Consider the following 22,254-nt stretch of genomic DNA (forward strand, 5'->3'; position numbering starts at 1 on the left):
CTCAGGTGTTGTTAATGACAATCGTTATCGAAAGGAGTCCTGTGGACACCAGGACGCCGCTCGTCATCGTCTGCGGATGGCGCGGACGGACTGCGCAGGTCGCGCGGTCGCTCCTGCGTCCGGGCACCGCGGTCGTCCACCACGACCTGTCCGGTCTCGACCAGGGCGTACTCCGCCGCTCAGTGCTCACCGTCGAGGGCGAACGCACCGAGATCCTCGAACTCGCGCACGGGTGCGTCTCCTGCACGCTGCGCGAGGATCTGCTGCCGCTTCTGCGCCGCATGCGCGACTACAGCAGCGTCGACCGGATCGTGCTGCACCTCGACCCGCAACTCGAACCCGAGGCACTGTGCTGGGCAGTCGAACATGTCGTGGTGAGCGGGATCGTCGGTCGTGTCGACGGACCCGCGTCCCTCGATGTCCGAGTGGACGGCGTCGTGACCTGCCTCGACGCCGCGACCTGGCTCGAGGACGCGACGGGCGACGACGAACTGAACGAGCGTGTCGACGACGACCGCACCCTGGCGCAGGTCGTCGTCGGCCAGGTCGAGTTCGCCGATGCGTTGGTGGTGCTTCCGGGAGCGGACGGCTGGCAGCAGGCACGCCTGCACGCGGTGCTCACCCGACTCGCCCCGGACGCGTCGATCGCGTGGGCGGGGGAACCGGACGTCGAGCGGCTCCTCCGCGAGATACCCGCCACCGCCCGTCGGGGGACGATCGACGGGGCGCACTCGCCTCTCCTACGAGGTCAACCGCCCCTCGACGACGACTGCGGAATCCGCCTCGTCGAGTTCTCCGCCGACCGGCCGTTCCATCCGGAACGTCTCCACCACGCGATCGACGTGCTGCTCGACGGCGTCGTGCGCGCCCGAGGGCGACTGTGGGTCGCCACCCAACCCGACAATGCGCTGCTCGTCGAATCCGCCGGTGGAGGACTGCGGGTCGCTCATGCCGGGCCGTGGCTCGTGTCGATGACTCCCGAGCAACAGCGCGAATTCCCGCCGGAACGCCGCGCGATGGCGTCGCTGCGCTGGGACGAACGCTACGGCGACCGGGACACGAGCATCGTCGTCCTCGTCCACGACGCCGACCCGGATCTCATCGACCGCACCCTGCGTGCGGCAGTCGTGACCGACGACGAGTTCGACCGCCCCGACCTGTGGCCGACCTGGCACGACCCCTTCGGTCGATTCCACGAAGACCCATGTGACGACCTCCCGGCAGACCGCCGCGACAACGAGAGAGAGGAACACCGATGAAACCGGCCCTGCATCCCGACTACCACCCCGTGGTCTTCCGGGACGCCAACACCGGCGCCACCTTCCTGACCCGTTCCACCGCGACATCCGAACGCACGACCGTCTGGTCGGACGGCCGTACCTACCCGCTGATCGTCGTCGATGTCACGAGCGACTCGCACCCGTTCTGGACGGGCGCCGCCCGCCTGCTCGACACCGCCGGTCGCGTCGAGAAGTTCGAGCGCAAGTACGGCCGGCGCCGACCCTGATCCCCGAACCTCCCGACATCGAAGGAGAACGACATGGCAGTCCCCAAACGCAGGAAGTCCCGCTCGAACACCCGTCATCGCCGGTCGCAGTGGACGGCGAAGGTCCCCGATCTCGTGCCGGTCACGGTCGACGGAACGACAGTGAAGGTGCCCCGCAGGCTCGTCGAGGCCGTGCACAGGGGTGACGTCGATCCCCGGACCGACTGAGTCGTAGAGCCCGCCCGCCACCGCGGGTTCTCAGCGCGCTCTCAGTAGGGGCAGGCCACAATGGTGATCATGCGCATTCTGGTGGTCGACGACGACCGTGCGGTGCGGGAGTCGCTGCGCCGGTCACTGAGTTTCAACGGATACACGGTCGACCTCGCGACGGATGGGCAGGACGCCCTCGAGCAGGTCGCGGCGTCGCGTCCGGATGCGATGGTGCTCGACGTGATGATGCCGCGCGTCGACGGTCTCGAGGTGTGCCGCCGACTGCGCAGCACCGGCGACGACCTGCCGATCCTCGTCCTTACCGCGCGCGACTCCGTCTCGGAGCGGGTCGCGGGTCTCGACGCGGGCGCCGACGACTACCTGCCGAAACCGTTCGCGCTCGAGGAACTGCTCGCGCGGCTGCGGGCGCTGCTGCGTCGTGCCGCGCCCGACCCGGACTCGTCCGCCGACGAGGTACTGCGGTTCGCCGACCTCAGCCTCGATCCGGCGACCCGCGAGGTCACCCGCGGCGACCGGCAGATCAGCCTCACCCGCACCGAATTCTCCCTGATGGAGATGCTCATGGCGAACCCGAGGAGGGTGCTCACACGCAGCCGCATCCTCGAGGAGGTGTGGGGTTACGACTTCCCGACCTCCGGCAACGCCCTCGAGGTCTACGTCGGGTACCTGCGACGCAAGACCGAGGCCGGCGGGGAACCGCGTCTGATCCACACGGTGCGCGGCGTCGGGTACGTGCTGCGCGAGACCCCGCCGTGAGCGACCCGATGCGACCACCTCTCCTCCTGACCCGCTCGGTGCCGCTGCGCACCCGCGTCACGCTCCTCGCGGCCGGCGCGGTGGCGCTCGCCGTCGCCGTCACCTCCATCGCGGCCTACGCGGTGGTCTCGCGGGCGTTGTACTCGGATGTCGACACGCAGTTGCGGGCGCGGGCCGCCGCGCTCGTCGAGTCGAGCACCCTCATCACCTACGACCCGCGCTACATCGGTGGGGCCCAGCTCTACAGCTCCGACATCAGCGTCGCCCTGATCTACCCGGATCTCGGCAGGTACGTGCCGCCGGGCTCGGCGGTGCCGATCGGCGAACCCGAGCTGGCGGTGGCCTCGGGCGACCGGGAGTCGTCGCTGCGCACCGTCGCCCAGCAGCGCGTCCTGGCCCAGCGCATGCCCGACGGCAGCACGGTCGTGATCGCGCAGCGACTGCGTCCCACCGTCGAGATCCTCAACCGGCTGGCGAGTGTGCTGTTCATCGTCGGTGGGTGCGGGGTGGTGCTCGCCGCCGCCGTGGGCGCGACCGTCGGCCGCACGGGTCTGCGTCCCGTCGCCCGGCTCACCGCCGCCGCCGAGCGGGTCGCCCGCACCGACGACCTGCGGCCCATCCGGGTGACCGGCCACGACGAGCTCGCTCGTCTCACCGAGAGCTTCAACATGATGCTGCGCGCCCTCGCCGAGTCGCGGGAGCGGCAGAGCCGGCTGGTCGCCGACGCCGGTCACGAACTGAAGACACCGCTGACCTCGCTGCGGACCAACATGGAACTGCTCATCGCGGCGAGCCGTCCCGGTGCACCGAGCCTGCCCGACGAGGACATGGCCGAACTGCGGGCCGACGTCATCGGCCAGATCGAGGAGTTGTCGACGCTCGTCGGCGATCTCGTCGACCTCGCTCGGGAGGATGCACCGGAGACGGTCTTCGAGGTCGTCGACGTCGCCGAGGTGGTGGACCGCAGCCTCGAACGTGCGCGTCGACGGCGTACCGACATCGAGTTCCGGGCGACCACCGAGCAGTGGTTCGTCTTCGGCGACCAGGCCGGACTCACCCGCGCCGTGGTCAACGTCCTCGACAACGCGGCCAAGTGGAGCCCGGCGGGGGAGGATGTCGTCGTGAACATGCGGCAGATCGCCAGCGGTCTGATGGAGCTGACCGTCGACGACGCCGGCCCGGGGATCCCGGAGGAGGAACGCGAACTGGTGTTCGAACGGTTCTACCGGGCGACGACCGCGCGGTCGATGCCGGGATCCGGTCTGGGACTGGCCATCGTGCGACAGATGGTCACGAAGCACGGCGGGACGATCGCCGTCGAACGGTCGAATCGGGGCGGCGCGCTGATCCGCATCGTGCTGCCCGGCACACCGACCCTCGACGGAGAGACACACCCCACCGAGATCGAATGAATTCGACGGCAGAATCGCGGGTACTTCTGAGGCGACTCTCAGCTGCCCGGTCCATGCTGGACGAAGAAGCGCGGAGGTGCTCGACGCACCCCGCATCATCGGCCACCGCACGCCGACGTCGACCCGTATGCGTCCGGTGGCCCCGGCGGACGAAGGTGAAGTGACGAATGAGTGAGGACCCCACCCGCGGCGCGGGAGCACCGCAACCGCAACCCCATCCGTACGGCCCCGGCGGATACACCGGCCCCTACCCGCAGACACCCCAGCAGTCGGCATCTCCGCCACCGACCGCAGGATCCGGCCGGATGCCGGGTCGCTCCGCCCTCGCCGTGGGGGCCATCGCGCTCGCGCTGGTGAGCGGCGGCATCGGTGGCGCGGTCGGCGCGTGGTCGGTGCGCGATTCGTCCGGACCGGTCGTCAACTCCCTCGACGCTCCGAAGCCCGATACCCAGTCGGTCGCCGCTGCCCCCGAGGGCAGCGTGCAGGCCGTCGCCGACAAGGTCGTGCCGAGCGTCGTGCGGATCGAGGTCGCAGGACGCACCGGCGCGGGTGAAGGGTCGGGCGTGGTCCTGTCGTCGGACGGATTGATCCTCACCAACAACCACGTCGTGGCGGGTGGAGGTCAGGGGGCGCAACTGACGGTCTTCTTCTCGGACGGGTCCACCGCGCCGGCGACGGTCGTCGGTGCGGATGCGGTGTCGGACATCGCTGTCATCCGGACCGAAGGGCGCACCGATCTCACTCCCATCGAACTCGGTAGTTCGGAGAATCTCGCGGTAGGCCAGGAGGTCGTGGCCGTCGGATCACCGCTCGGACTGCAGAGCACCGTGACGGCGGGCATCGTGTCCGCACTCAACCGGCCCGTGTCCACGAGCGGGGACAACGCCAATCAGGCGTCGGTCATCGACGCGATCCAGACCGACGCGGCGATCAACCCCGGCAACTCCGGCGGTGCGCTGGTCGACATGGAAGGCCGCCTCGTCGGCATCAACACCGCGATCGCCACGGCCGGCGGACAGTCGGGTTCGATCGGCCTCGGTTTCGCGATCCCCGTCGAACAGGCCCGGCGTGTCGCGCAGGAACTCGTCGACACGGGTAAGGCGACGCACGCGATCATCGGTGTCCAGGTTCCGTCCCGGGACGACGCCTACGGTGCGCGCGTCGTGGAGGTCGTGCCCGACGGGCCGGCCGACCGAGCCGGAATCCCCGACAACGCGATCATCGTCCGGATCGACGATCGGGTCGTGACCGACGGCGACTCGCTCATCGCCGCGATCCGCTCCCGCGCGCCGGGGGACACCGTGAAGATCACCTACAAGACGCCCGACGGCAACGAGACCACAGTCGACGTGGTGACTGCGTCGGATTCGGCCGGACGATGAGGAACGACATGGACATAGCTCACATTCCGGTACAAGAGCCGCATGCTTTCGAGCCGCAAACTACCGTGGACCTCATGGAACTCGAAGCTCCCAGAAAAGGCCGCGCACTCGTCGTCGTCGTCGACGATCGCGTCTCCCACGGCGACAGTCCGGACTCCGCGGGTCCGCTCGTCACGGAGCTTCTCGTCGAAGGTGGCTTCGCCGTCGACGGTGTCGTCACGGTCGCTGCCGACGAGGTCGAGATCCGAAATGCACTCAATACCGCGGTGATCGGTGGTGTCGATCTGGTGATCTCCGTCGGTGGCACCGGCGTCACCCCGCGCGATGTGACGCCCGACGCCACCGAGGACGTGCTCGACCACGAGATCCGCGGCATCGCCGAAGCGCTGCGATCGTCGGGCCTGGCGTCGGGTGCGATGGACGCCGGTCTCTCCCGCGGCCTCGTGGGTGTCTCCGGGTCGACGCTCGTGGTGAACCTCGCGTCGTCGCGCCCCGCCATCCGTGACGGGATGGCGACGTTGTTGCCTCTCGCCGCGCACGTCATCGAAGAGTTGTCGTGGATGGAGGAATGACGCCGTGTCCGACGACCGCGCTTCGTCGCGTGACGAAGTGACCGGCGAGCAGCAGACGAGCCGTGTCCGGATCGACCGGGCACGGCTGGCGCGCATCTTCGGCGACGTCCTTCCCGAGACCACTCGCGACGAGCGGCGTGAGAACGATCCGCGCAACGGCGAATCGGACGAATGGCTGCGCCGGCAAGTTCCGCCACACCACTCCGGTTAGTGATCTGCATCACTCTGCTCGGGTTGTACTGGTTCGGATTCCAGTTTGTTGTCGACCGCAACGAAACGTCGCCGCAACGGTCTGTTCACCTTCGCGTGGCCTCTGCGATATTTCGAGTAGGTGTTTCCGGTCACATAAGGTATTCGGTCTTGCACTGTGGGTGCAGCAATAGTATGCCCGCTACCTGCGGGTATGCCATCGGGCGTACCCGCTTACCTGTGATTCGAAGTTACGGATTCGAGGCGAATGAACGCCCGATTTGAGAATTTTCGGGAGGTAACCCGGCGGCTGAGCAGCGGGCCGTCTATACCGCAGCGTTACGAAACCTAGCCATTGCTCTAGGGATGGTCACGGTCTAATCTCCCTCTCAGGTTCAAACCGGGCGAGCCCAGGCTTAGCGGCCTGGGCTCGGTCACGAACCGGTAAAGCAAAACCGTGCGGACGATGGACGTACCGACACACCGGCGGCTGATCCGCCGGTGTGTTCGCTGTGGACAGCGGCCCGCGGGCGACAGGGCGACCACTTGTTGTCGGACGCGGTGCGCAACCCGGCACGCAGAGAACGGATGAGGCATTCATGAAGATTCAGACGCGACGTGGCTTCCGGGCCACCCGCAACGCCACGGTGGCAGCAGCTGCTGTGGCCGGTCTGGTTCTCGGATCGGCCGGCGCCGCAGGTGCCGAGGTCAACGACCAGAACCGGATCGTCTCCAACGGCCACGAGGTCATCGTCACGCAGGAGGACACCTTCATCAACGGTGTGCCCCCGATCGGCGGCAGCCCGCTGAGCCGTGAGTGGTTCCACAACGGCCGCGGCATCGCCAACATCGTCGGCCCCGAGGCGGCGGACTTCGAGGGTTCGACCTTCCAGTTCGGCTACCAGGTCGCGTGGACCGCTTCGGTGGACGGCGCGCTCGGCTTCAACTGGACCAGTCCGCAGATTGAGCTGGGTGCAGTGCGAGGTGTCAAGAACGTGCCTCTCTACGACCAGGTGTGGAATACCAACGACGACGGTGACTACATCGACTACGACGGCAACGTTGTCGAAGCAGAGGACCGCGTCCCCGCGACGACGGACGGCACCGAAGAGGGTGACCCGCTGTTCATCCCGAATGGGAAGACCAGCCCTGAGCCGTACGCCGAGGACGCCCTCGAAACGTCCGGGCTGCTGCCGCAGGCTACGGTCGCGATCGAGCTGACCCCGGCTCCTGGTATCGAAGAGGTTGTAGTCGCCGAAGGTGAGTTCGACGGTGACTTCAAGGAAGTTCAGATCGCCAACGTCCACGGTGCCGCTACAGGCGTCATCGGCCCGGTCTCCCTCCGTCCGTTCGTCCGTGTGATCACCGAGAACGGCGACAACGTCACCACCTACGGCCAGGTCTGGACCCTTTAGTCCTGCTCCGCGCCATCCCGCAAGAAATCCCCACCACCACAAACGGAGTAATCATGGGAATCAAGTCGCGTGGCTTCAAGGCCGCTCGTAACGCCACCGTCGCCGGTGCCGCCGTCCTCGGTCTGGTGCTCGGTGCCTCGGGCGCCGCTTCGGCCGAGGTCAACGACCAGAACCGCATCGTCTCCGACGGCCTCGAGGTCGTCGTGACCCAGGAAGACACCTTCATCCAGGGTGTTCCGGCCCTCGGTGGCAGCCCGTTCAACCGCGAGTTCTTCCACAACGGCCGCGGCACCGCGAACCTCCTCGGCGAGGACGCAGCCGACGCCGAGGGCACCACCTTCCAGTTCGGCTACCAGTTCGCCTGGGCAGGCAGCATCGACGGTGCCATCGGTGTCACCTACTCCACCCCGCAGCTCGAGGTCGGACTGAGTGCCGCGGACGGCGCATCCGCCACGGTCACCGACATCCTTCCGCAGGCCTACGCCGAGCTCGAGCTGACCCCGGCTCCGGGCATCGAGGAGCTCGTCGTCGCCGAGGGCGAGTTCGACGGTGATTTCAAGACCGTTCAGTTCTCGAACGTCCACGGCACCGCCTCCGGCGTCCTCGGCGCCGTCCAGGTCCGTCCGTTCGTTCGCGCCATCACGGCCAACGGCGACAACGTCACCACCTACGGCGCTCCCTGGACCGTCTAAGTAGACGTCCGGCTCAGGCCGAACACAGCACGACAAGACCGGGCTCGCTCGAATCTCGAGCGGGCCCGGTCTTTTTCGTCGTCGTGCACCTACTCGATGCCCGGGTTGGGTTTGGCGTGAGCGCCCTGAGTAGCCTGGCCGGCCTGTGCCTCGAGGATGTCGCGGATCTGGATGAGCAGGTCCTCGGCGCTGGCCTGCTTGTCCTCCGGCTCGGTGACGAACTTCTTCTTCGCCGCGTTGGCGGGGACGATGAGCACGAAGTACACGACCGCGGCGATGATGATGAAGTTGATGATCGCGGAGATCACCGCGCCGATGTTCACGAAGGTCTCCGGATTGCCGCTCACGATCTCGAAGCCCCAGCCCATCTCGTTGTCGCCGCCCACCGCGCTGATGAGCGGCTCGATGATGTTCGCGGTGAAGGCGGTGACGATAGCGGTGAATGCCGCACCGACCACGACCGCGACGGCGAGATCGAGGACGTTGCCCCTGAGTATGAAGTCCTTGAAGCCCTTCAGCATGGTGTGCTCCTTTTCGCGGCCTGTCCGCCGGAGCCGCGCACATGAGGTAGGTCACACGGACGTTCACACGATAAACCGCGAGGTCGGTTACGGGTGGCGATTGCGCTGGGGAAACGAGCGGATGCTCAGTGCAGTGTGACGGTCAGAGCACTGACGAGTGACGCCGCCGCGACCGCCGTGGCAGGTTCGGGCTCCAGCGCGACCAGCACGACCCGCTCGTTCCGATCCCTCGTCGAACCGCCGGATTCGGCCAGCACCACCACTGCACCCCGAGCGAGGACGTGGGCGCCGGGCAGGGGTCCCTCTTCGGTCTCCGTCACCGTCAGGACATCGACGCGGTCGCCCTCACGGAGCAGTTCGCTCACCCCGGCATCGGCGAGCCGGATGGGCACTACGCGGGCCTCGGTGGAGCCGGTGGCGACTGCGGCGAGACGAGGACCGAGAAGGCGGGTGTCCACGAGGGGTTCACCGGCCGGCACAGGGCCGGCGAGAGTGTGGCCCACGGCGTCGTCGACGTCGTGCAGGGTCCCGGCGACCACAGTGGACCGATCGCGCTCCACGTGCGCGACATCGTCGGCCGTGAGGGTGTGCCCGGGCGCGAGATCGTGAGCCGCGACGACGACACCCACACGATCGGTGTCGGGGTCGCCGCGCAGCGCGAGGATCACCGCGAGGACGGCGAGGAGTCCGGCCGCGATCCGGCGGGCCCGGACGATGCGCGACCAGCCGGGGCGGAGGAGTTCGACGAACCGGTCGGGGAGGGTGGGCTGCAGCGAGGCACCCGCAGAGGAGCGCGAGTGGTGCGGATGCGCGCGCGCACGCTGGAGGAACGAGAAAGGGCCGACGGGCATGCCCCGAACCTAGAAGGTGGGGATGCTCTGTCGGCCCCGATGAACCCTCGGAGACGGCGGTCTGTGGATGACTCGACCGCCTGTGGACAAAGGAGTCCGGAGGTCAGCTCGCGGCGGCCGCCGGAGCCGAGGACGTGCTGCTCGACGACGACGAGCTGGTGTCGCTCGACGAGGAGCTGGTCGAGCTCGTCGACGCGGATTCGCTCGCGGTGCTGCCGCTGCGGGAGTCGGTGCGGTAGAAGCCGCTGCCCTTGAACACGATGCCGACCGAGTTGAAGAGCTTGCGCAGCTTGCCCTCGCACTGCGGGCATTCGGTCAGGGAGTCGTCACTGAAGGACTGCACGATGTCGAACTTGTTGTCGCAGGCCGTGCAGGCATATGAGTAGGTGGGCACCGGTTGATCCTCCGCCAGTTCGTCGAACCGCAGTATTCGTCGTACTGCAGTTTTGGCACTCTACCGCCGACAGTGCCAACCGCGCTAGGGAGTGTGTTGTTCCGCACGGTCGCCGCTACCGAGCCGGACCAGCCCTTTCCCGGGTGTCAGCGCCCATCCCATACGGATGTCGTGGGGGTCCTCGGGGAGTTCGTCGACGAGCTCTTCATCGCGGACCACCGCGATGATCACGGCCTCGGGTGAGGCGAGGTGCAAGGTGCGGTCGTAGAAGCCGGCGCCGCGGCCGAGCCGCACGCCCCGCGCGTCCACCGCCAGGGCCGGGACGAGCACCGTGTGAGCCTTCGCCACCGCCTCGGGCGGGAAGATCTCACCACCCGGCTCGCGCAGCCCGAAATCGGCCGCCATCAGCGTCTTCTCGCCCATGTAGCGGGCCCACGACAACGGTTCGCCGGTGCGGGTCACCGGGACGAGCACCGTCGTTCCGGCCTCGGTCAGGGCGTCGAGGAGCGCGATCGATCCGGGCTCCGAACCCACCGGCACATATGCGCACACCATCGACCCCGCCGGGGCCAGCGTCGAGGCCACCGTGGCGAGCGCGGTGTCCTCGATTCTGCGCCTCGCAGCACTCAGCTCGCGCCGAGCTGTAAGAATGCGGTCACGCCAGACCGCTTTCGGGGGTGGGGGCATGTCTGCGCCTTACGATCGCCGAACCACCGTCCTCGGTGGCCGAAGTTTAGGGTGGGAGTCTATGACGAACAGTACGACCGGAGGCACGCGGCATTTCAAGACCGCGGTTGTCCCCGCAGCAGGTATGGGGACGCGGTTCCTTCCCGCAACCAAGACGGTTCCGAAGGAACTCCTGCCGGTGGTCGACACGCCCGGCATCGAGCTCGTGGCGGGTGAAGCCGCGGAGTCGGGCGCCGAACGCCTTCTCATCGTGACGGCGCCGGGCAAGGACGGCGTGGTCGCGCACTTCGTCGAGGATCTCGTCCTCGAGTCCAAGCTCGAGGAGAAGGGCAAGTACGAGCTCCTCGCCAAGGTCCGCAAGGCTCAGGGGCTGCTCGAGGTCGAGTCCGTGGTCCAGGAGAAGCCGCTCGGCCTCGGTCACGCCGTGGCGTGCGCCGAAGAGGCGCTCGATCCCGACGAGGACGCGATCGCCGTGCTGCTGCCCGACGACCTCGTGCTGCCGGTCGGCGTGCTCGAGACGATGCAGCGCGTCCGCGCCAAGCGTGGCGGTTCCGTGCTGTGCGCGATCGACGTGCCCAAGGATCAGGTCAGCGCGTACGGCGTCTTCGACGTCGAGGTCGTACCGGATGCCGCCAACCCCGACGTGCTCAAGGTGCTCGGCATGGTCGAGAAGCCGGCCGTGGAGGACGCACCGTCGACCTTCGCTGCCGCCGGCCGCTACCTGCTCGACCGGGCGATCTTCGACGCACTGCGTCGCATCGAGCCTGGAGCGGGGGGAGAACTGCAGCTCACCGACGCGATCGCCCTGCTCATCTCCGAGGGCCACCCCGTCCACGTGGTGGTGCACCGCGGCACCCGACACGACCTCGGAAATCCCGGGGGCTATCTGCGCGCTGCGGTTGACTCGGCGTTGAACACGGAAGAGTACGGGCCCTCGCTGCGCGAGTGGCTCCTCGAGCGCCTGAAGCGCTGACTGCAGGACGGGCTGGAGGACGAGAAGCGGTATGCGGTCGGTTGAGGATCAGCAGGCCAGGGTCACGGCGGCGGCAGTCGCACCCCGGCCGGTCCGGGTGGCCATTTCCGAGGCGCAGGGTCTGCTGTGTGCGGAGGAAGTGGTCACCGAGCGACCCCTACCCGGATTCGACCAGGCGGCGATCGACGGATACGCCGTGCGCAGCGTCGACCTCCAGGCCCCGGCCGAGACCGACGGCGGGTCCGCACCCGCCGAGGTGACGCTGCCGGTCGTGGGCGAGGTGCGTGCCGGTTCGCGTCAGCCGATCCGTCTCCAGCCCCGTCAGGCGGTGCGCGTCGACACCGGTGCGCCGCTGCCGACGCTCGCCGACGCGGTGCTGCCACTCGACAACACCGACGGTGGTGCCGCACGCATCAAGGTGCTCGAAGCGGTGCGTTCGGGCGACTACGTGCGTCGCACCGGCGACGATGTCCAGCCCGGCGACATCGCGGTGCGGGCGGGGACGATCATCGGGGCCGCCCAGGTGGGTCTGCTCGCCGCGGTCGGCCGCGACAAGGTGCTCGTCCATCCGCGGCCGCGACTGTCGGTCATCTCCGTCGGCGGCGAACTCGTCGACGTCGACCGCACCCCCGGGCCGGGGCAGGTCTACGACGTCAACTCCTACGCGCTGGCTGCGGCCGCGCGCGACGCCGGTGCCGACGTCAACCGGGTCGGCATCGCGAGCACCGACCCGAAGCGGCTGCGCGAGGTCGTCGAGGGTCAGCTGATCCGCGCCGAGATCGTCGTGATCGCCGGTGCCGTGGGCGGTGGCGCGCTCGAGGAGGTCCGCGAGGCGTTGTCCGATCTCGGTGAGCTGGGCGTCGAGCGGATCGCGATGCATCCCGGTTCGGTCCAGGGCTTCGGACGTCTCGGCCGCGACGAGGTGCCGACCTTCCTGCTGCCCGCCAACCCGGTGAGCGCGCTCGTCGTCTTCGAGGTGATGGTCCGGCCGCTGATCCGCATCGCGCTCGGCCGGCGCCAGCCGATGCGCCGCGTCGTCTCGGCTCGCACGGTCGCCCCGATCACCTCGATCCCCGGTCGCAAGGGTTTCCTGCGCGGCCAGCTCATGCGCGACGAGACGACGGGCGACTATCTCGTGCAGGCGCTCGGTGGCGCTGCCGGCTCGTCGTCGCACCTGCTCGCGACCCTCGCCGAGGCGAACTGTCTCGTCATCGTCGACCCCGAGGTCTCCGAGATCCGCACGGGAGATCCGGTGGACGTGGCGTTCCTCGGGCAGCGTGGTTGATGTCCCGTCATCCCGGCTGGCCGGCCGAACTGGGGCCGCTGCGGGTGGCCGGGGGAGTGGTGACCGTCCGATCGATCCGACTGCGCGATGCCGCGGCGTGGAGCCGCCTGCGTCTGCGTGATCGTGCGCATCTCGAGCCGTGGGAGCCGACCGGTGAGGCGCCGTGGGACATGCGGCACCACATCTCGGTGTGGCCGGGGCTCTATCGGAGCCTGCGGTCGGAGGCCCACAAGGGCCTGATGCTGCCGATGGCCATCGAACTGGACGGTAGGTTCTGCGGGCAGCTGACGGTGGGCAACATCGTGCGCGGAGCGTTGCGCTCGGCCTGGATCGGCTATTGGGTGGAGAAGGAGGTCAACGGCCTCGGTGTCGCGACCGCCGCCGTCGCCCTGGGCCTCGACCACTGCTTCGGCCCGGTCGGGCTGCACCGCGTCGAGGCCACCGTGCGCCCGGAGAACGAGGCCAGTCGCGCGGTGCTGCGCAAGGTCGGCTTCCGCGAGGAAGGTCTGCTGAAGCGCTACCTCGACGTCCAGGGCCGGTTCCGCGACCATCTGCTGGTCGCGATGACGGTCGAGGAGGTGCCGGGCTCGGTCTCGGATCGCCTCGTCCGTGCCGGTCGCGCGACCTGGTCCTGATCGCTTTCCGTCTCGAGTCGGGTCCGTCCGCTATGTAACGCAGGTTACTCGCAACTCGAGTAACAATCCCCAGCGCGTGTGGGATCTCTGTGATTAGAGTGAAGAAAGTGTCAATTGGTTTCGCGTGACTCGAGTGACGTCTGTTGTCGATCGAGTCGGCGTTTCTGTACAGGTAAACGCGGTGATGCCGTTAGCCTCATGTAGGTCGGTGGCGTCGACGGGCTGGTAGGGCGACGACTGGAGGGAGGACCACCGGATGCCGAACTCGCTTCTGTGGATCGGGCTCGTTGCCGTGTGGTTGTTCGTTCTGGTTCCCATGCTGGTCACGAAGCGTCCTCGAATCCGGCAGACGACCGACGCCGCGCTCGCAACTCGAGTTCTGCACCGCGGAGACGACGCGCCGATCACCCCTCGAGGGCCGGCCGCCGGGCACCGCAGCGATCCTCATTGGCGTCCGAGTCGTGACCGCACGCACCGCACACCCGCGGAGGACCGCATGAACACTGAACTCGACGACAGGCCGGAGATCGATTCCGACGAGGCCGACGTCCACGACGAAGCAGCACCCGACCGTGAGCCCGTGCGCGCACACGCACCGCAACGCCGGGGCCGCGGCGGATTCGACCCGCACGCCGATGCGGTCGCCAGCGCCGCACGATACGAATTCCGGCAGCGGGCCGTCCTCGGCCTGCTGATCGCCGCGATCATGACCTCGGCGCTCGCCCTGATCGTCTCGTCGGTCATGTGGTGGCTCGCCGGTCTCGCGGCCGTGGCCCTCGTCGCCTATCTGTTCTACCTGCGGCGCCAGGTGCATCTCGAGCAGGAGATCCGGCGGCGTCGCCTCGCACGACTGCAACGGTCCCGCGCGGGGGCCCGCGGCGGCCACGACGACGTTCCGCAGCGACTGCGTCGCCCGGGGGCCGTGGTCCTCGAGGTCGACGACGAGGATCCGGAGTTCGAACATCTCGATCGTTACGAGGACGACTACGGCATCGACCACGGCTACGACGTCCGAGCGAGCGACGGCGACGACGAGTCCGGCGACTACGTCGTTCCCCGCGCAGTGGGGGAATGATCGTCCGACGATGCTTCCGGCGGGGCCCGCACCGAATCGGTGCGGGCCCCGGCCCGTCTGCGGAGCAGGTCGCGAAATCGCCTGTCACCTGCGCCGACACTCCGATTTCGTGATGGACGGGGTGGTTTGCTAGAGTTTGCGAGTCGGTTCCCTCGGAACCTACGGGGCTGTGGCGCAGTTGGTAGCGCGCTTCGTTCGCATCGAAGAGGTCAGGGGTTCGATTCCCCTCAGCTCCACCCCCGAAAGCCCCGCCCTCGGCGGGGCTTTCGTCGTATGCGGGGTCATTCGCTGGCGGGTCCACGCCGAACCCGGCAGACTGTGTGGCATGGACCACAGGATGAGTGACGACGAGTTGCGTCGGGCGATCCGGGTACTGCGCGAGCGCGCCGATCTCGCGCGCAGCGAGAATCGCCACGACGATGTCGAGATGATCGAGCGCACGATTCGGCAATACCAGGAGGAGATGGCACAGCGGCTCTGAGTTCCGTCCCCGGAGTGGAACACGAACACTCCGGCCCACAAGTCGCTTCGCGCAGACACACAAGTCGCTTCGCTCCGGCGCATCCGGTTCGTCCGTGGCGCGCCGGAGCGTCGTGTCGTCACGGCGACGTTAGGGTGTCGCCATGGCGATCACCGACCTGCGCGGAACCAAATTCCTTGTGACCGGCGCGGCCAGCGGAATCGGCCGCGCCCTGGCCCATGCCGCTTCCGAACGCGGGGCCCGGCTGGTGCTCACCGACCTGCAGGAGGAGGCCCTCGACGAGGTCGTCCGCAGCGTTCGTGAACGCGGCGGCACCGTCCTGCACTCGGCCGCCCTCGACATCTCCGACTACGAGGCCGTCACAGCCTTCGCCCGCGACGTGCACGAGGCGTGCGGGTCGCTCGACATCGTCGCCAACGTCGCCGGAGTATCGGTGTGGGGCACCGTCGACCGGCTGAAGCACGAGCACTGGAAGCTCATGGTGGACGTCAACCTCATGGGGCCCATCCACGTCATCGAGAACTTCGTACCGGCGATGATCGAGGCCGGTCGCGGCGGGCACATCGTCAACGTCTCCTCTGCCGCCGGGCTGCTCGCCCTGCCGTGGCATGCCGCCTACAGCGCAAGCAAGTTCGGTCTGCGCGGGGTATCGGAGGTGCTGCGGTTCGACCTCAAGCGCGACGGCATCGGTGTCTCGCTCGTCGTCCCGGGGGCCGTGCGCACACCGCTCGTCGACACCGTGCAGATCGTCGGCGTCGACCGCGACCGCCCCGAGGTCCGCAAGCTCACCCAACGGTTCGTCCGGCACGCCGCGACGCCCGAGAAGGTGGCCGAGCGCATCGTCGCCGGCATCCTGAAGAACCGCTTCATGGTCTACACGTCGTTCGACACCAGGTTCGGTTACTGGTGGGCGCGTAAGTTCGCACCGCCCTACAACCTGGTCATGCAGGCCGCCAACGACTACTTCCGTCGCGTCGTCGGCACCAAGTGATCTCGGTGGATCCGACCCCGCTGAGCGGGGCCGGATCCACTGAACTCACTCCGACGCGCGGTGCAGCTCGGCGTGCAGGTGGTGCGTCAGCGGGGTGTCGGCGTGGGCCATCCAGAAGTCGTAGACCAGCGTGTCGCCGTCGACCTCGAAGCGCCGCCGGACCTCGTGTACGGGTTTGGCCTCGGGCGAGCGCTCCAGGGTGAGGGTGGTGAAGTCCAGCACGCCGCCGGCCGGCCTGGCCCGCTGGATCTCGACGAACCCGGTGGGCTGCGAGACGAGCAGTTCGACGTCGTCGCCGCTGCGGCGCAGGTAGCCGTTCTCCGTGTGCAGCGGGCGTCCCTCGGTCCGGTGCCGCGTACGGCTGACGTACATCAGGAACGGCTTGCCGGGGATGGTGGCGAACTCGATCGTCTCGTCGTACGCGAAGTCGTCGATGGTGGGGTAGTGGCCGTCGCCACCTCCGGTCCAGCGCCCGGCGAACGGTGCCAGGCACCCGAGCGGGTCGTCGGCCATGAAATCTCCCTCGTGTTCTCGGATCGGTGTGTTCTTCGCAATCGTTGTCGCCGTACTCGACGCGCCTGACCCGGCTGCCGCCGTCCTGCGCGATACCGTGAGCATATGAGTCATCGCTGGGGTGTCGAGTCCGAAGTCGGTGAACTCCGCGCCGTGATGCTGCACCGGCCCGGTGCCGAACTCGAACGCCTCACGCCCCGCAACAACGACCAGCTGCTCTTCGACGCCCTGCCGTGGGTGGCGCGCGCCCAGGAGGAGCACGACGCCTTCGCCGAGCTGCTGCGCAGCCGCGGGGTCGAGGTGTTCCTGCTGGCAGACCTGCTCACCGAGACACTCGAGGCCAGTGGCGCCGCGCGGGTGCAGAGCGTGTCGTCGGCCGTCGACGCGCAACGTCTCGGTTATGCGCTCGCAGAGGAGCTGACGGGCCATCTGCGTGCCCTGCCCGCTGCCGAACTCGCCCGGATCCTCATCGCGGGCATGACCTTCGACGAACTGCCCGCGGTAGGCAGTGGCGCGGCCCCGTCCCTCGTGCGCCTGATGCACCACGGCTCCGATTTCGCGATCGCACCGCTTCCGAACCTGCTGTTCACGCGCGATTCGTCGTTCTGGATCGGAACGCGCGTGGCGATCCCCAATCTGGCGCTGCCCGCGCGCCGGCGCGAGACCAGCCTCACCGACCTCATCTACGCCTTCCATCCGCAGTTCCTCCACGTGCGACGCGCGTACGAATCGCACACCGCGCCCGTCGAGGGCGGCGACGTATTGCTGCTCGCGCCCGGCGTCGTGGCCGTCGGGGTGGGGGAGAGGACCAGCCCGGCCGGTGCGGAAGCGTTGGCGCGCAGCGCCTTCGACGACGGTCTCGCGCACACCGTGCTGGCGGTCCCGATCGAGCAGCGACGGGCGTCGATGCACCTCGACACGGTGTGCACGATGGTCGACGTCGACGCGGTGGTGATGTACCCGGCGATCCGGGACAGCCTGCAGGCGTTCGCCATCCACCGCGAGAACGGCGCGGTACAGATCTCGGGACCGCGCCCCTTCCTCGAGGCGGCCGCCGACGCGATGGGGATCGAGAAACTGCGCGTCATCGACACCGGTCTGGATTCCGTTGTCGCCGAGCGTGAGCAGTGGGACGACGGGAACAACACGCTGGCCGTGGCGCCCGGCGTCGTCGTCGCCTACGAACGCAACGTCGAGACGAACACCCGCCTCGAGGATTCTGGGGTCGAGGTGCTGCGGATCGCCGGGTCGGAACTCGGTTCCGGCCGCGGCGGTCCGCGATGCATGTCGTGCCCGCTCTCGCGGGCGGTCCTATAACTGGCGTCAGAGGATCTCGCGCACCTTGTCGACCGGACGCGCGAGCACGGTGCCCTTGTCGGTGACGACCAGCGGGCGCTCGATGAGGATCGGGTTCGCGACCATCGCGTCGAGCAGTTCGTCCTCGGACGCCTCGGCCAGGTTCAGCTCCTTGTAGAGCGATTCCTTCTTCCGGATCGCCTGACTCGGTGTGAGACCTGCCGCATCGAGCAGCGACCGCAGCTCGTCGCGGGAGGGCGGAGTTTCGAGATATTTGATGACCGTGGGTTCGAGCCCGTTTTCCTTCAGCAACGCCAAAGTGTTGCGTGACGTGCTGCAACGCGGATTGTGATAGATCGTCGCCGTGGTTGCCATGGCCCGATTCTGCCCTGGCACAGCCCATACTCCGGTGTCACTCGCGCTCGTGTTGCCCGATTCGTCCCTGTTGAAGCTGTTGGGAAGCATTATTACGATTTCCGCGCCCTGAAGTTTTCGAATTCCCTCTCAGAAAAGGCACGGAGCACGATGCTCAAAGGTTTCAAGGATTTCCTGCTGCGCGGAAACGTCGTCGAACTCGCCGTCGCAGTGGTCGTCGGCGCGGCGTTCACGTCCATCGTCACGGCGTTCACCGATCACATCGTGAACCCGCTGGTCGCTGCTGTGGGTGGCGACAACGAGATGGGCTTCGGCTTCCGCCTGCTCTCGTCGAACGACGCGACCTTCGTCAACCTCGGTGCCGTCATCTCCGCGGCGATCAACTTCTTCATCATCGCCGCCGTCGTCTACTTCGTGCTCATCGTGCCGGTCAATGCCGCCAAGGCCCGCTTCGCGCCGGAGAAGGAGCCCGAGGACGAGCCGCTGAGCGAGACCGATCTGCTCATCCAGATCCGCGACCTGCTCGAGACCGGCAGCTACAACACCGCGCCCGCCGACGCGCCCTCGGCCGAAGCGCCCGTCAAGGTCACCGAGCGCTGATAACCTGCGAGAATGCTCGACCTCACCATCGATCCCGACTCACCCGTCCCGCCGTTCGAGCAACTGCGCCGACGCATCGTCGACCTGGTACACGATGGTGAGCTGATCGCAGGTTCCAAGCTACCCACGGTCCGGGGTCTCGCCGACACACTCGGCATCGCCCCGAACACGGTCGCGAAGACCTACCGGGAACTCGAGAAGCTGGGTGTGCTCGAGGCCCGCGGGCGGGCGGGGACGTTCGTCGCCGACACGGGCGATCCCACCCGGACGCGGGCCCAGCGATCCACCAACGAGTACGTTGCGGAGGTGAGGGCGCTCGGGATGTCCGACGAGGAGATCCTCGAATTCGTCTCGGCCGCCCTGCGCGCGGGCTGACCTGCCCGTCTTCCGGTTCGCGCAGAGTATGCAGGGTGCGTCCGAAATGTGACGATTTTCTCGGGTTCGGTGATTCCGCTCCGCAGGCGGCCGAAACTTGGAAGGTTTGTTCGCATGAACGTCCCTGGTGATCGGCCCGGGTCCGAGGAGATCGACGAGGTCTCGGGCGCCGGTGCTCCTGCAGTAGCCGAGTCTGCGGCGCATCCGCCGCAGACCGACAAGGTGGTCTTCGGAGTCGCTGCCGCGCTGGTCGCGGCGATCGTGGTGTGGGGTCTGGCCGCCACGGAGAACTTCGGGGCCGTTACCGGGAACATCCTCGACTGGATCGTCGTCGAGTTCGGCTGGTTGTTCGTGCTCACGGCGAGCGGATTCGTGTTCTTCGCGCTCTGGCTGGCGGTGAGTCGCTACGGCCGGATCCCGCTCGGCAAGGACGACGAGAAACCGGAGTTCCGCACCGTCAGCTGGATCTCGATGATGTTCGCCGCCGGCATGGGCATCGGTCTGATGTTCTTCGGTGTCGCCGAGCCGCTCTCGCACTTCGTCGAGCCGCCACCGGGCAGCAACGGCGGCACCGGCGTCGCGATGGCGACCTCGATGTTCCACTGGAGCCTGCATCCCTGGGCGATCTACGCCGTCGTGGGCCTGGCCATCGCGTACGGCACATTCCGCAAGGGCCGCAAGCAGCTCATCAGCTCGGCGTTCATCCCTCTGCTGGGACGCCGGGCCGAAGGGCCGCTCGGCAAGGTCATCGACATCCTCGCCCTGTTCGCGACCCTGTTCGGCACGGCGGCGTCGCTCGGCCTGGGCGCGCTGCAGATCGGATCGGGCTTCGAAGTCACAGGCTGGCTCGAGACGGCCGGCGTGATGCTGCTCGTCGCGATCGTCGCACTGCTCACGCTCGCGTTCATCGCGTCCGCGGTCACGGGTGTCGCCAAGGGCATCCAGTACCTGTCGAACATCAACATGGTGCTCGCCGCGATCCTGGCTGTCTTCGTGTTCGTGCTCGGACCCACCGTCTTCATCCTCAACCTCGTGCCCACCACCCTCGGTGCCTACGCCGCGGAGTTCGCCCGCATGTCGGCGCGCACGGCCGCCTCCAACGAGGCCGCAGGTGAGTGGCTGTCGAGCTGGACGATCTTCTACTGGGCGTGGTGGGTCTCGTGGGCGCCCTTCGTCGGCATGTTCCTCGCCCGCATCAGCCGTGGACGCACCATCCGCGAGTTCATCGTCGGTGTCATCCTCGTCCCGAGCCTCGTGAGCCTCATCTGGTTCTCGATCTTCGGCGGCGCCGGTATCGGACAGCAACTGGACGGGTACGACATCGCGGGCGCCGACAGCGTCGAAGGACAGCTGTTCGGGGTGCTCGGAAACCTTCCGCTCACCGGTATCGCCACGGTCGTCGCGATGCTCCTCATCGCCATCTTCTTCATCTCCGGAGCCGACTCCGCGTCGATGGTGATGGGCAGCCTCAGTCAGCGCGGCACCCTCGCGCCGAATCGTGGCGTCGTGATCTTCTGGGGCGGACTCACCGGCGGCGTCGCGGCCCTGCTGCTGTGGAGCGGCGGCGAGGAAGCGCTCAACGCCCTGCAGACGATGACAATCATCGCCGCGGCCCCCTTCCTCCTCGTGATGATCGGCCTGTGCGTGTCGCTCTACCTGGATCTGCAGCGCGACCCCCTGATCACGGGCGGGCGCAGGAAACGGACACTGCGCAAGGTCGAATGACCGAACGGTCCCGCATCGAGGGCGTCGAGTTCCTGCTCGACGTCCTCGATCCGCGTCCGGGCACGTCCGTCCTCGCGATCGACACCGGGCCCGCCTCCGCCGTGGTCGCCGAGCAGGTCGGCCCCAGCGGCCGCGTGCGCGTGGTCCCCTCGGCGACCCGTGCCCACGAGTTCGCGCAGCAGGAGCAGTTCGACCGCATCTACACGTTCGACCTTCCCGAACTCCGCACGGACACCATTGCGGTGGCCGCCCTCGCGCCGCTGCTGACCGGCGACGGACAACTGTGGGTGATCGACGAGGCGGGGCCGGGGGAGGACACCGGAACCGTCTCGATGACGGTGAGCACCGTTCTCGCACAGGCAGGATTCGCGATCGTCGACATCCTCGAACGCGGGTCGCGGGTCGCGGTGTGGGCAGCGGTCGCACAGCGGCATCACGGGTGACACACGACGCCGCGTGCCTGCGGTGAGTTGTCGTCCACCCCGAGTACGGTGTCGCCTGCCCGGCAGTTGCTCTTCGAGAGGAGTGCGCGTGACCGACACCGAACGATTCGACGAGGCCCTCGACCGCGACTGGGTCCGTTACGCCTCGCAGCTGGCCCGGCGCATCTCCGAACTCGCCGGCTCCGACGCGTTCGAGCTGCACGCCGAGACCGCCTCCGGGCCCGCGGCCTGCGTGCACGTGCACGCGAGCGCCGGCGGACACGCCACCGTCGAGGTCACCGGATCCGAGCCGGTCACCCGGCCGGTGTCCGAGGCCGACATGCTCGCCCGGCACATCGTGTCGGTGCTGCGCGGTCGCGGGAAGGTCCCGCATCCGGCCTTCCTGCAGGCACATCCGCCGTCCGCCCTCGGCGACCTCCGCGAGCGCGTGAGCGACGCACTCGCGCACGCCCTCGGGCGCCCGGTGCCGGTCGACGCCGACGGCGACTTCGTCGTGGTCCTCGACTCCCAGGTGGTCTTCGTCGTGATCGACGACGACGGCAGCATCCGGCTGTGGGCGCCGCTGCTGCACGCGATCCCCGAGAACGACACCCCGGGAGCTACGCCCGCCGCCGGTCGCACCCACGCGCTGGCCGAGCTCACCGAGCTGAACCGGACGTGGCCGCACATCAAGGTGGTGCTCGTCGAGGACCGCCTCGTCGCCACCGTCGACCTGCTCGGCGATCCGTTCGTACCCCGCCACCTGTCCGAGCTGCTCCAGCGACTCAAGGGCTTCCTCACGGTCGTCGACGAGCGATTCGCGCGCCGCTTCGACGGCGTCCGCTACGGCTCCGACAGGGACCGCGACGTCGACCTGCCAGAGGGCAGCGTGCTCGACGAACCGAACTGAACCCGGACCC

At 68.1% G+C, this 22,254-nt stretch carries 28 protein-coding genes and 1 tRNA gene; 23 read left to right on the top strand and 6 right to left on the bottom strand.

Annotated features, from left to right (window positions below):
- Positions 1–41 precede the first annotated feature (41 nt).
- The 10 genes from mrf (at position 42) to AC0LPE_RS05135 (ending at position 8,135) form a co-directional block, all read left to right on the top strand.
- Complete coding sequence (mrf, locus tag AC0LPE_RS05090) at positions 42–1,259, top strand: ribosome hibernation factor-recruiting GTPase MRF (RefSeq protein WP_490605728.1); 1,218 nt, start codon at positions 42–44, stop codon at positions 1,257–1,259.
- Positions 1,256–1,507, top strand: coding sequence for a type B 50S ribosomal protein L31 (locus AC0LPE_RS05095; protein WP_088899221.1), 252 nt, complete (start codon positions 1,256–1,258; stop codon positions 1,505–1,507). Before mrf ends, AC0LPE_RS05095 begins: the two co-directional genes overlap by 4 nt.
- A gap of 33 nt (positions 1,508–1,540) precedes the next feature.
- Positions 1,541–1,714, top strand: a complete 174-nt coding sequence (gene rpmF, locus AC0LPE_RS05100) for a 50S ribosomal protein L32 (protein WP_088899222.1) — start codon at positions 1,541–1,543, stop codon at positions 1,712–1,714.
- Positions 1,715–1,783: 69 nt separating this feature from the next.
- Positions 1,784–2,473, top strand: a complete 690-nt coding sequence (locus AC0LPE_RS05105; RefSeq protein WP_088899223.1) for a response regulator transcription factor — start codon at positions 1,784–1,786, stop codon at positions 2,471–2,473.
- 8 nt (positions 2,474–2,481) lie between these two features.
- Positions 2,482–3,885 carry a HAMP domain-containing sensor histidine kinase gene (locus AC0LPE_RS05110; protein ID WP_490605729.1) on the top strand — a complete coding sequence of 468 codons (1,404 nt, stop codon included), beginning with the start codon at positions 2,482–2,484 and terminating at the stop codon, positions 3,883–3,885.
- 167 nt (positions 3,886–4,052) lie between these two features.
- Positions 4,053–5,267: a S1C family serine protease gene (locus AC0LPE_RS05115; RefSeq protein ID WP_490605730.1), complete on the top strand. Its 1,215-nt coding sequence runs from the start codon at positions 4,053–4,055 to the stop codon at positions 5,265–5,267.
- Between the two features lie 74 nt (positions 5,268–5,341).
- Positions 5,342–5,839, top strand: coding sequence for a MogA/MoaB family molybdenum cofactor biosynthesis protein (locus AC0LPE_RS05120; protein WP_016932331.1), 498 nt, complete (start codon positions 5,342–5,344; stop codon positions 5,837–5,839).
- 4 nt (positions 5,840–5,843) lie between these two features.
- Positions 5,844–6,050, top strand: coding sequence for a hypothetical protein (locus tag AC0LPE_RS05125; protein WP_016932332.1), 207 nt, complete (start codon positions 5,844–5,846; stop codon positions 6,048–6,050).
- Positions 6,051–6,627: 577 nt separating this feature from the next.
- The gene (locus tag AC0LPE_RS05130; RefSeq protein WP_490605731.1) at positions 6,628–7,443 is read left to right on the top strand and encodes an MspA family porin; all 816 of its coding nucleotides are present in this window, start codon (positions 6,628–6,630) and stop codon (positions 7,441–7,443) included.
- Between the two features lie 53 nt (positions 7,444–7,496).
- Complete coding sequence (locus AC0LPE_RS05135; RefSeq protein WP_490605732.1) at positions 7,497–8,135, top strand: MspA family porin; 639 nt, start codon at positions 7,497–7,499, stop codon at positions 8,133–8,135.
- Positions 8,136–8,224: 89 nt separating this feature from the next.
- Here the strand turns inward: AC0LPE_RS05135 and mscL (AC0LPE_RS05140) are convergent, their stop codons facing one another.
- From mscL (AC0LPE_RS05140) to AC0LPE_RS05155, 4 genes are all read right to left on the bottom strand, one after another.
- Complete coding sequence (gene mscL, locus AC0LPE_RS05140; RefSeq protein WP_006553790.1) at positions 8,225–8,656, bottom strand: large-conductance mechanosensitive channel protein MscL; 432 nt, start codon at positions 8,654–8,656, stop codon at positions 8,225–8,227.
- A gap of 125 nt (positions 8,657–8,781) precedes the next feature.
- Positions 8,782–9,507, bottom strand: a complete 726-nt coding sequence (locus AC0LPE_RS05145) for an SAF domain-containing protein (protein ID WP_006553791.1) — start codon at positions 9,505–9,507, stop codon at positions 8,782–8,784.
- A 103-nt stretch (positions 9,508–9,610) separates the two neighbouring features.
- A complete protein-coding gene (locus AC0LPE_RS05150) occupies positions 9,611–9,901 on the bottom strand; it encodes an FmdB family zinc ribbon protein (RefSeq protein WP_387426376.1) in 291 nt (96 codons plus the stop codon).
- A gap of 84 nt (positions 9,902–9,985) precedes the next feature.
- On the bottom strand, positions 9,986–10,588 hold the full coding sequence (locus AC0LPE_RS05155) for a 5-formyltetrahydrofolate cyclo-ligase (RefSeq protein ID WP_024103191.1): 603 nt from the start codon (positions 10,586–10,588) through the stop codon (positions 9,986–9,988).
- Positions 10,589–10,649: 61 nt separating this feature from the next.
- Here AC0LPE_RS05155 and AC0LPE_RS05160 point away from each other — a divergent pair, with 61 nt between their 5' ends.
- The 7 genes from AC0LPE_RS05160 to AC0LPE_RS05190 all read left to right on the top strand — a co-directional run bounded on the left by AC0LPE_RS05160 (position 10,650) and on the right by AC0LPE_RS05190 (position 16,028).
- The gene (locus tag AC0LPE_RS05160) at positions 10,650–11,561 is read left to right on the top strand and encodes a UTP--glucose-1-phosphate uridylyltransferase (RefSeq protein ID WP_016692916.1); all 912 of its coding nucleotides are present in this window, start codon (positions 10,650–10,652) and stop codon (positions 11,559–11,561) included.
- Between the two features lie 31 nt (positions 11,562–11,592).
- Positions 11,593–12,846, top strand: coding sequence for a molybdotransferase-like divisome protein Glp (gene glp, locus AC0LPE_RS05165; RefSeq protein WP_490605733.1), 1,254 nt, complete (start codon positions 11,593–11,595; stop codon positions 12,844–12,846).
- The gene (locus AC0LPE_RS05170; RefSeq protein ID WP_019288787.1) at positions 12,846–13,481 is read left to right on the top strand and encodes a GNAT family N-acetyltransferase; all 636 of its coding nucleotides are present in this window, start codon (positions 12,846–12,848) and stop codon (positions 13,479–13,481) included. The genes glp and AC0LPE_RS05170 overlap by 1 nt, the downstream gene beginning before the upstream one ends.
- A gap of 256 nt (positions 13,482–13,737) precedes the next feature.
- On the top strand, positions 13,738–14,556 hold the full coding sequence (gene sepX / locus AC0LPE_RS05175) for a divisome protein SepX/GlpR (protein WP_490605734.1): 819 nt from the start codon (positions 13,738–13,740) through the stop codon (positions 14,554–14,556).
- A 163-nt stretch (positions 14,557–14,719) separates the two neighbouring features.
- Positions 14,720–14,792 (top strand) — tRNA-Ala (locus AC0LPE_RS05180).
- Positions 14,793–14,893: 101 nt separating this feature from the next.
- Positions 14,894–15,037, top strand: a complete 144-nt coding sequence (locus tag AC0LPE_RS05185) for a hypothetical protein (RefSeq protein WP_153811617.1) — start codon at positions 14,894–14,896, stop codon at positions 15,035–15,037.
- 142 nt (positions 15,038–15,179) lie between these two features.
- Positions 15,180–16,028: an SDR family oxidoreductase gene (locus tag AC0LPE_RS05190; protein ID WP_059381670.1), complete on the top strand. Its 849-nt coding sequence runs from the start codon at positions 15,180–15,182 to the stop codon at positions 16,026–16,028.
- Positions 16,029–16,073: 45 nt separating this feature from the next.
- Here AC0LPE_RS05190 and AC0LPE_RS05195 read toward each other — a convergent pair whose 3' ends face one another.
- On the bottom strand, positions 16,074–16,541 hold the full coding sequence (locus tag AC0LPE_RS05195) for a heme-binding beta-barrel domain-containing protein (protein WP_059381669.1): 468 nt from the start codon (positions 16,539–16,541) through the stop codon (positions 16,074–16,076).
- A gap of 105 nt (positions 16,542–16,646) precedes the next feature.
- Between AC0LPE_RS05195 and arcA the strand changes: the two genes are divergently transcribed.
- Complete coding sequence (gene arcA / locus AC0LPE_RS05200) at positions 16,647–17,858, top strand: arginine deiminase (protein WP_088899232.1); 1,212 nt, start codon at positions 16,647–16,649, stop codon at positions 17,856–17,858.
- 6 nt (positions 17,859–17,864) lie between these two features.
- On the opposite strand, the gene arsC is transcribed toward arcA, so the two are convergent.
- Complete coding sequence (arsC, locus tag AC0LPE_RS05205; RefSeq protein ID WP_085468971.1) at positions 17,865–18,212, bottom strand: arsenate reductase (glutaredoxin); 348 nt, start codon at positions 18,210–18,212, stop codon at positions 17,865–17,867.
- Positions 18,213–18,362: 150 nt separating this feature from the next.
- Here arsC and mscL (AC0LPE_RS05210) point away from each other — a divergent pair, with 150 nt between their 5' ends.
- The 5 genes from mscL (AC0LPE_RS05210) (at position 18,363) to AC0LPE_RS05230 (ending at position 22,244) form a co-directional block, all read left to right on the top strand.
- Complete coding sequence (mscL, locus tag AC0LPE_RS05210; protein WP_016692908.1) at positions 18,363–18,812, top strand: large conductance mechanosensitive channel protein MscL; 450 nt, start codon at positions 18,363–18,365, stop codon at positions 18,810–18,812.
- Positions 18,813–18,824: 12 nt separating this feature from the next.
- Positions 18,825–19,187, top strand: a complete 363-nt coding sequence (locus AC0LPE_RS05215) for a GntR family transcriptional regulator (protein ID WP_088899233.1) — start codon at positions 18,825–18,827, stop codon at positions 19,185–19,187.
- Between the two features lie 114 nt (positions 19,188–19,301).
- Positions 19,302–20,912 carry a BCCT family transporter gene (locus AC0LPE_RS05220; protein ID WP_490605735.1) on the top strand — a complete coding sequence of 537 codons (1,611 nt, stop codon included), beginning with the start codon at positions 19,302–19,304 and terminating at the stop codon, positions 20,910–20,912.
- Positions 20,909–21,355, top strand: a complete 447-nt coding sequence (locus AC0LPE_RS05225) for a hypothetical protein (protein ID WP_490605736.1) — start codon at positions 20,909–20,911, stop codon at positions 21,353–21,355. The genes AC0LPE_RS05220 and AC0LPE_RS05225 overlap by 4 nt, the downstream gene beginning before the upstream one ends.
- Before the next feature lie 88 nt (positions 21,356–21,443).
- Positions 21,444–22,244, top strand: a complete 801-nt coding sequence (locus tag AC0LPE_RS05230; protein ID WP_088899248.1) for a T3SS (YopN, CesT) and YbjN peptide-binding chaperone 1 — start codon at positions 21,444–21,446, stop codon at positions 22,242–22,244.
- The last annotated feature ends 10 nt before the right edge of the window (positions 22,245–22,254 follow it).

Source organism: Rhodococcus sp. S3 (assembly GCF_058211795.1).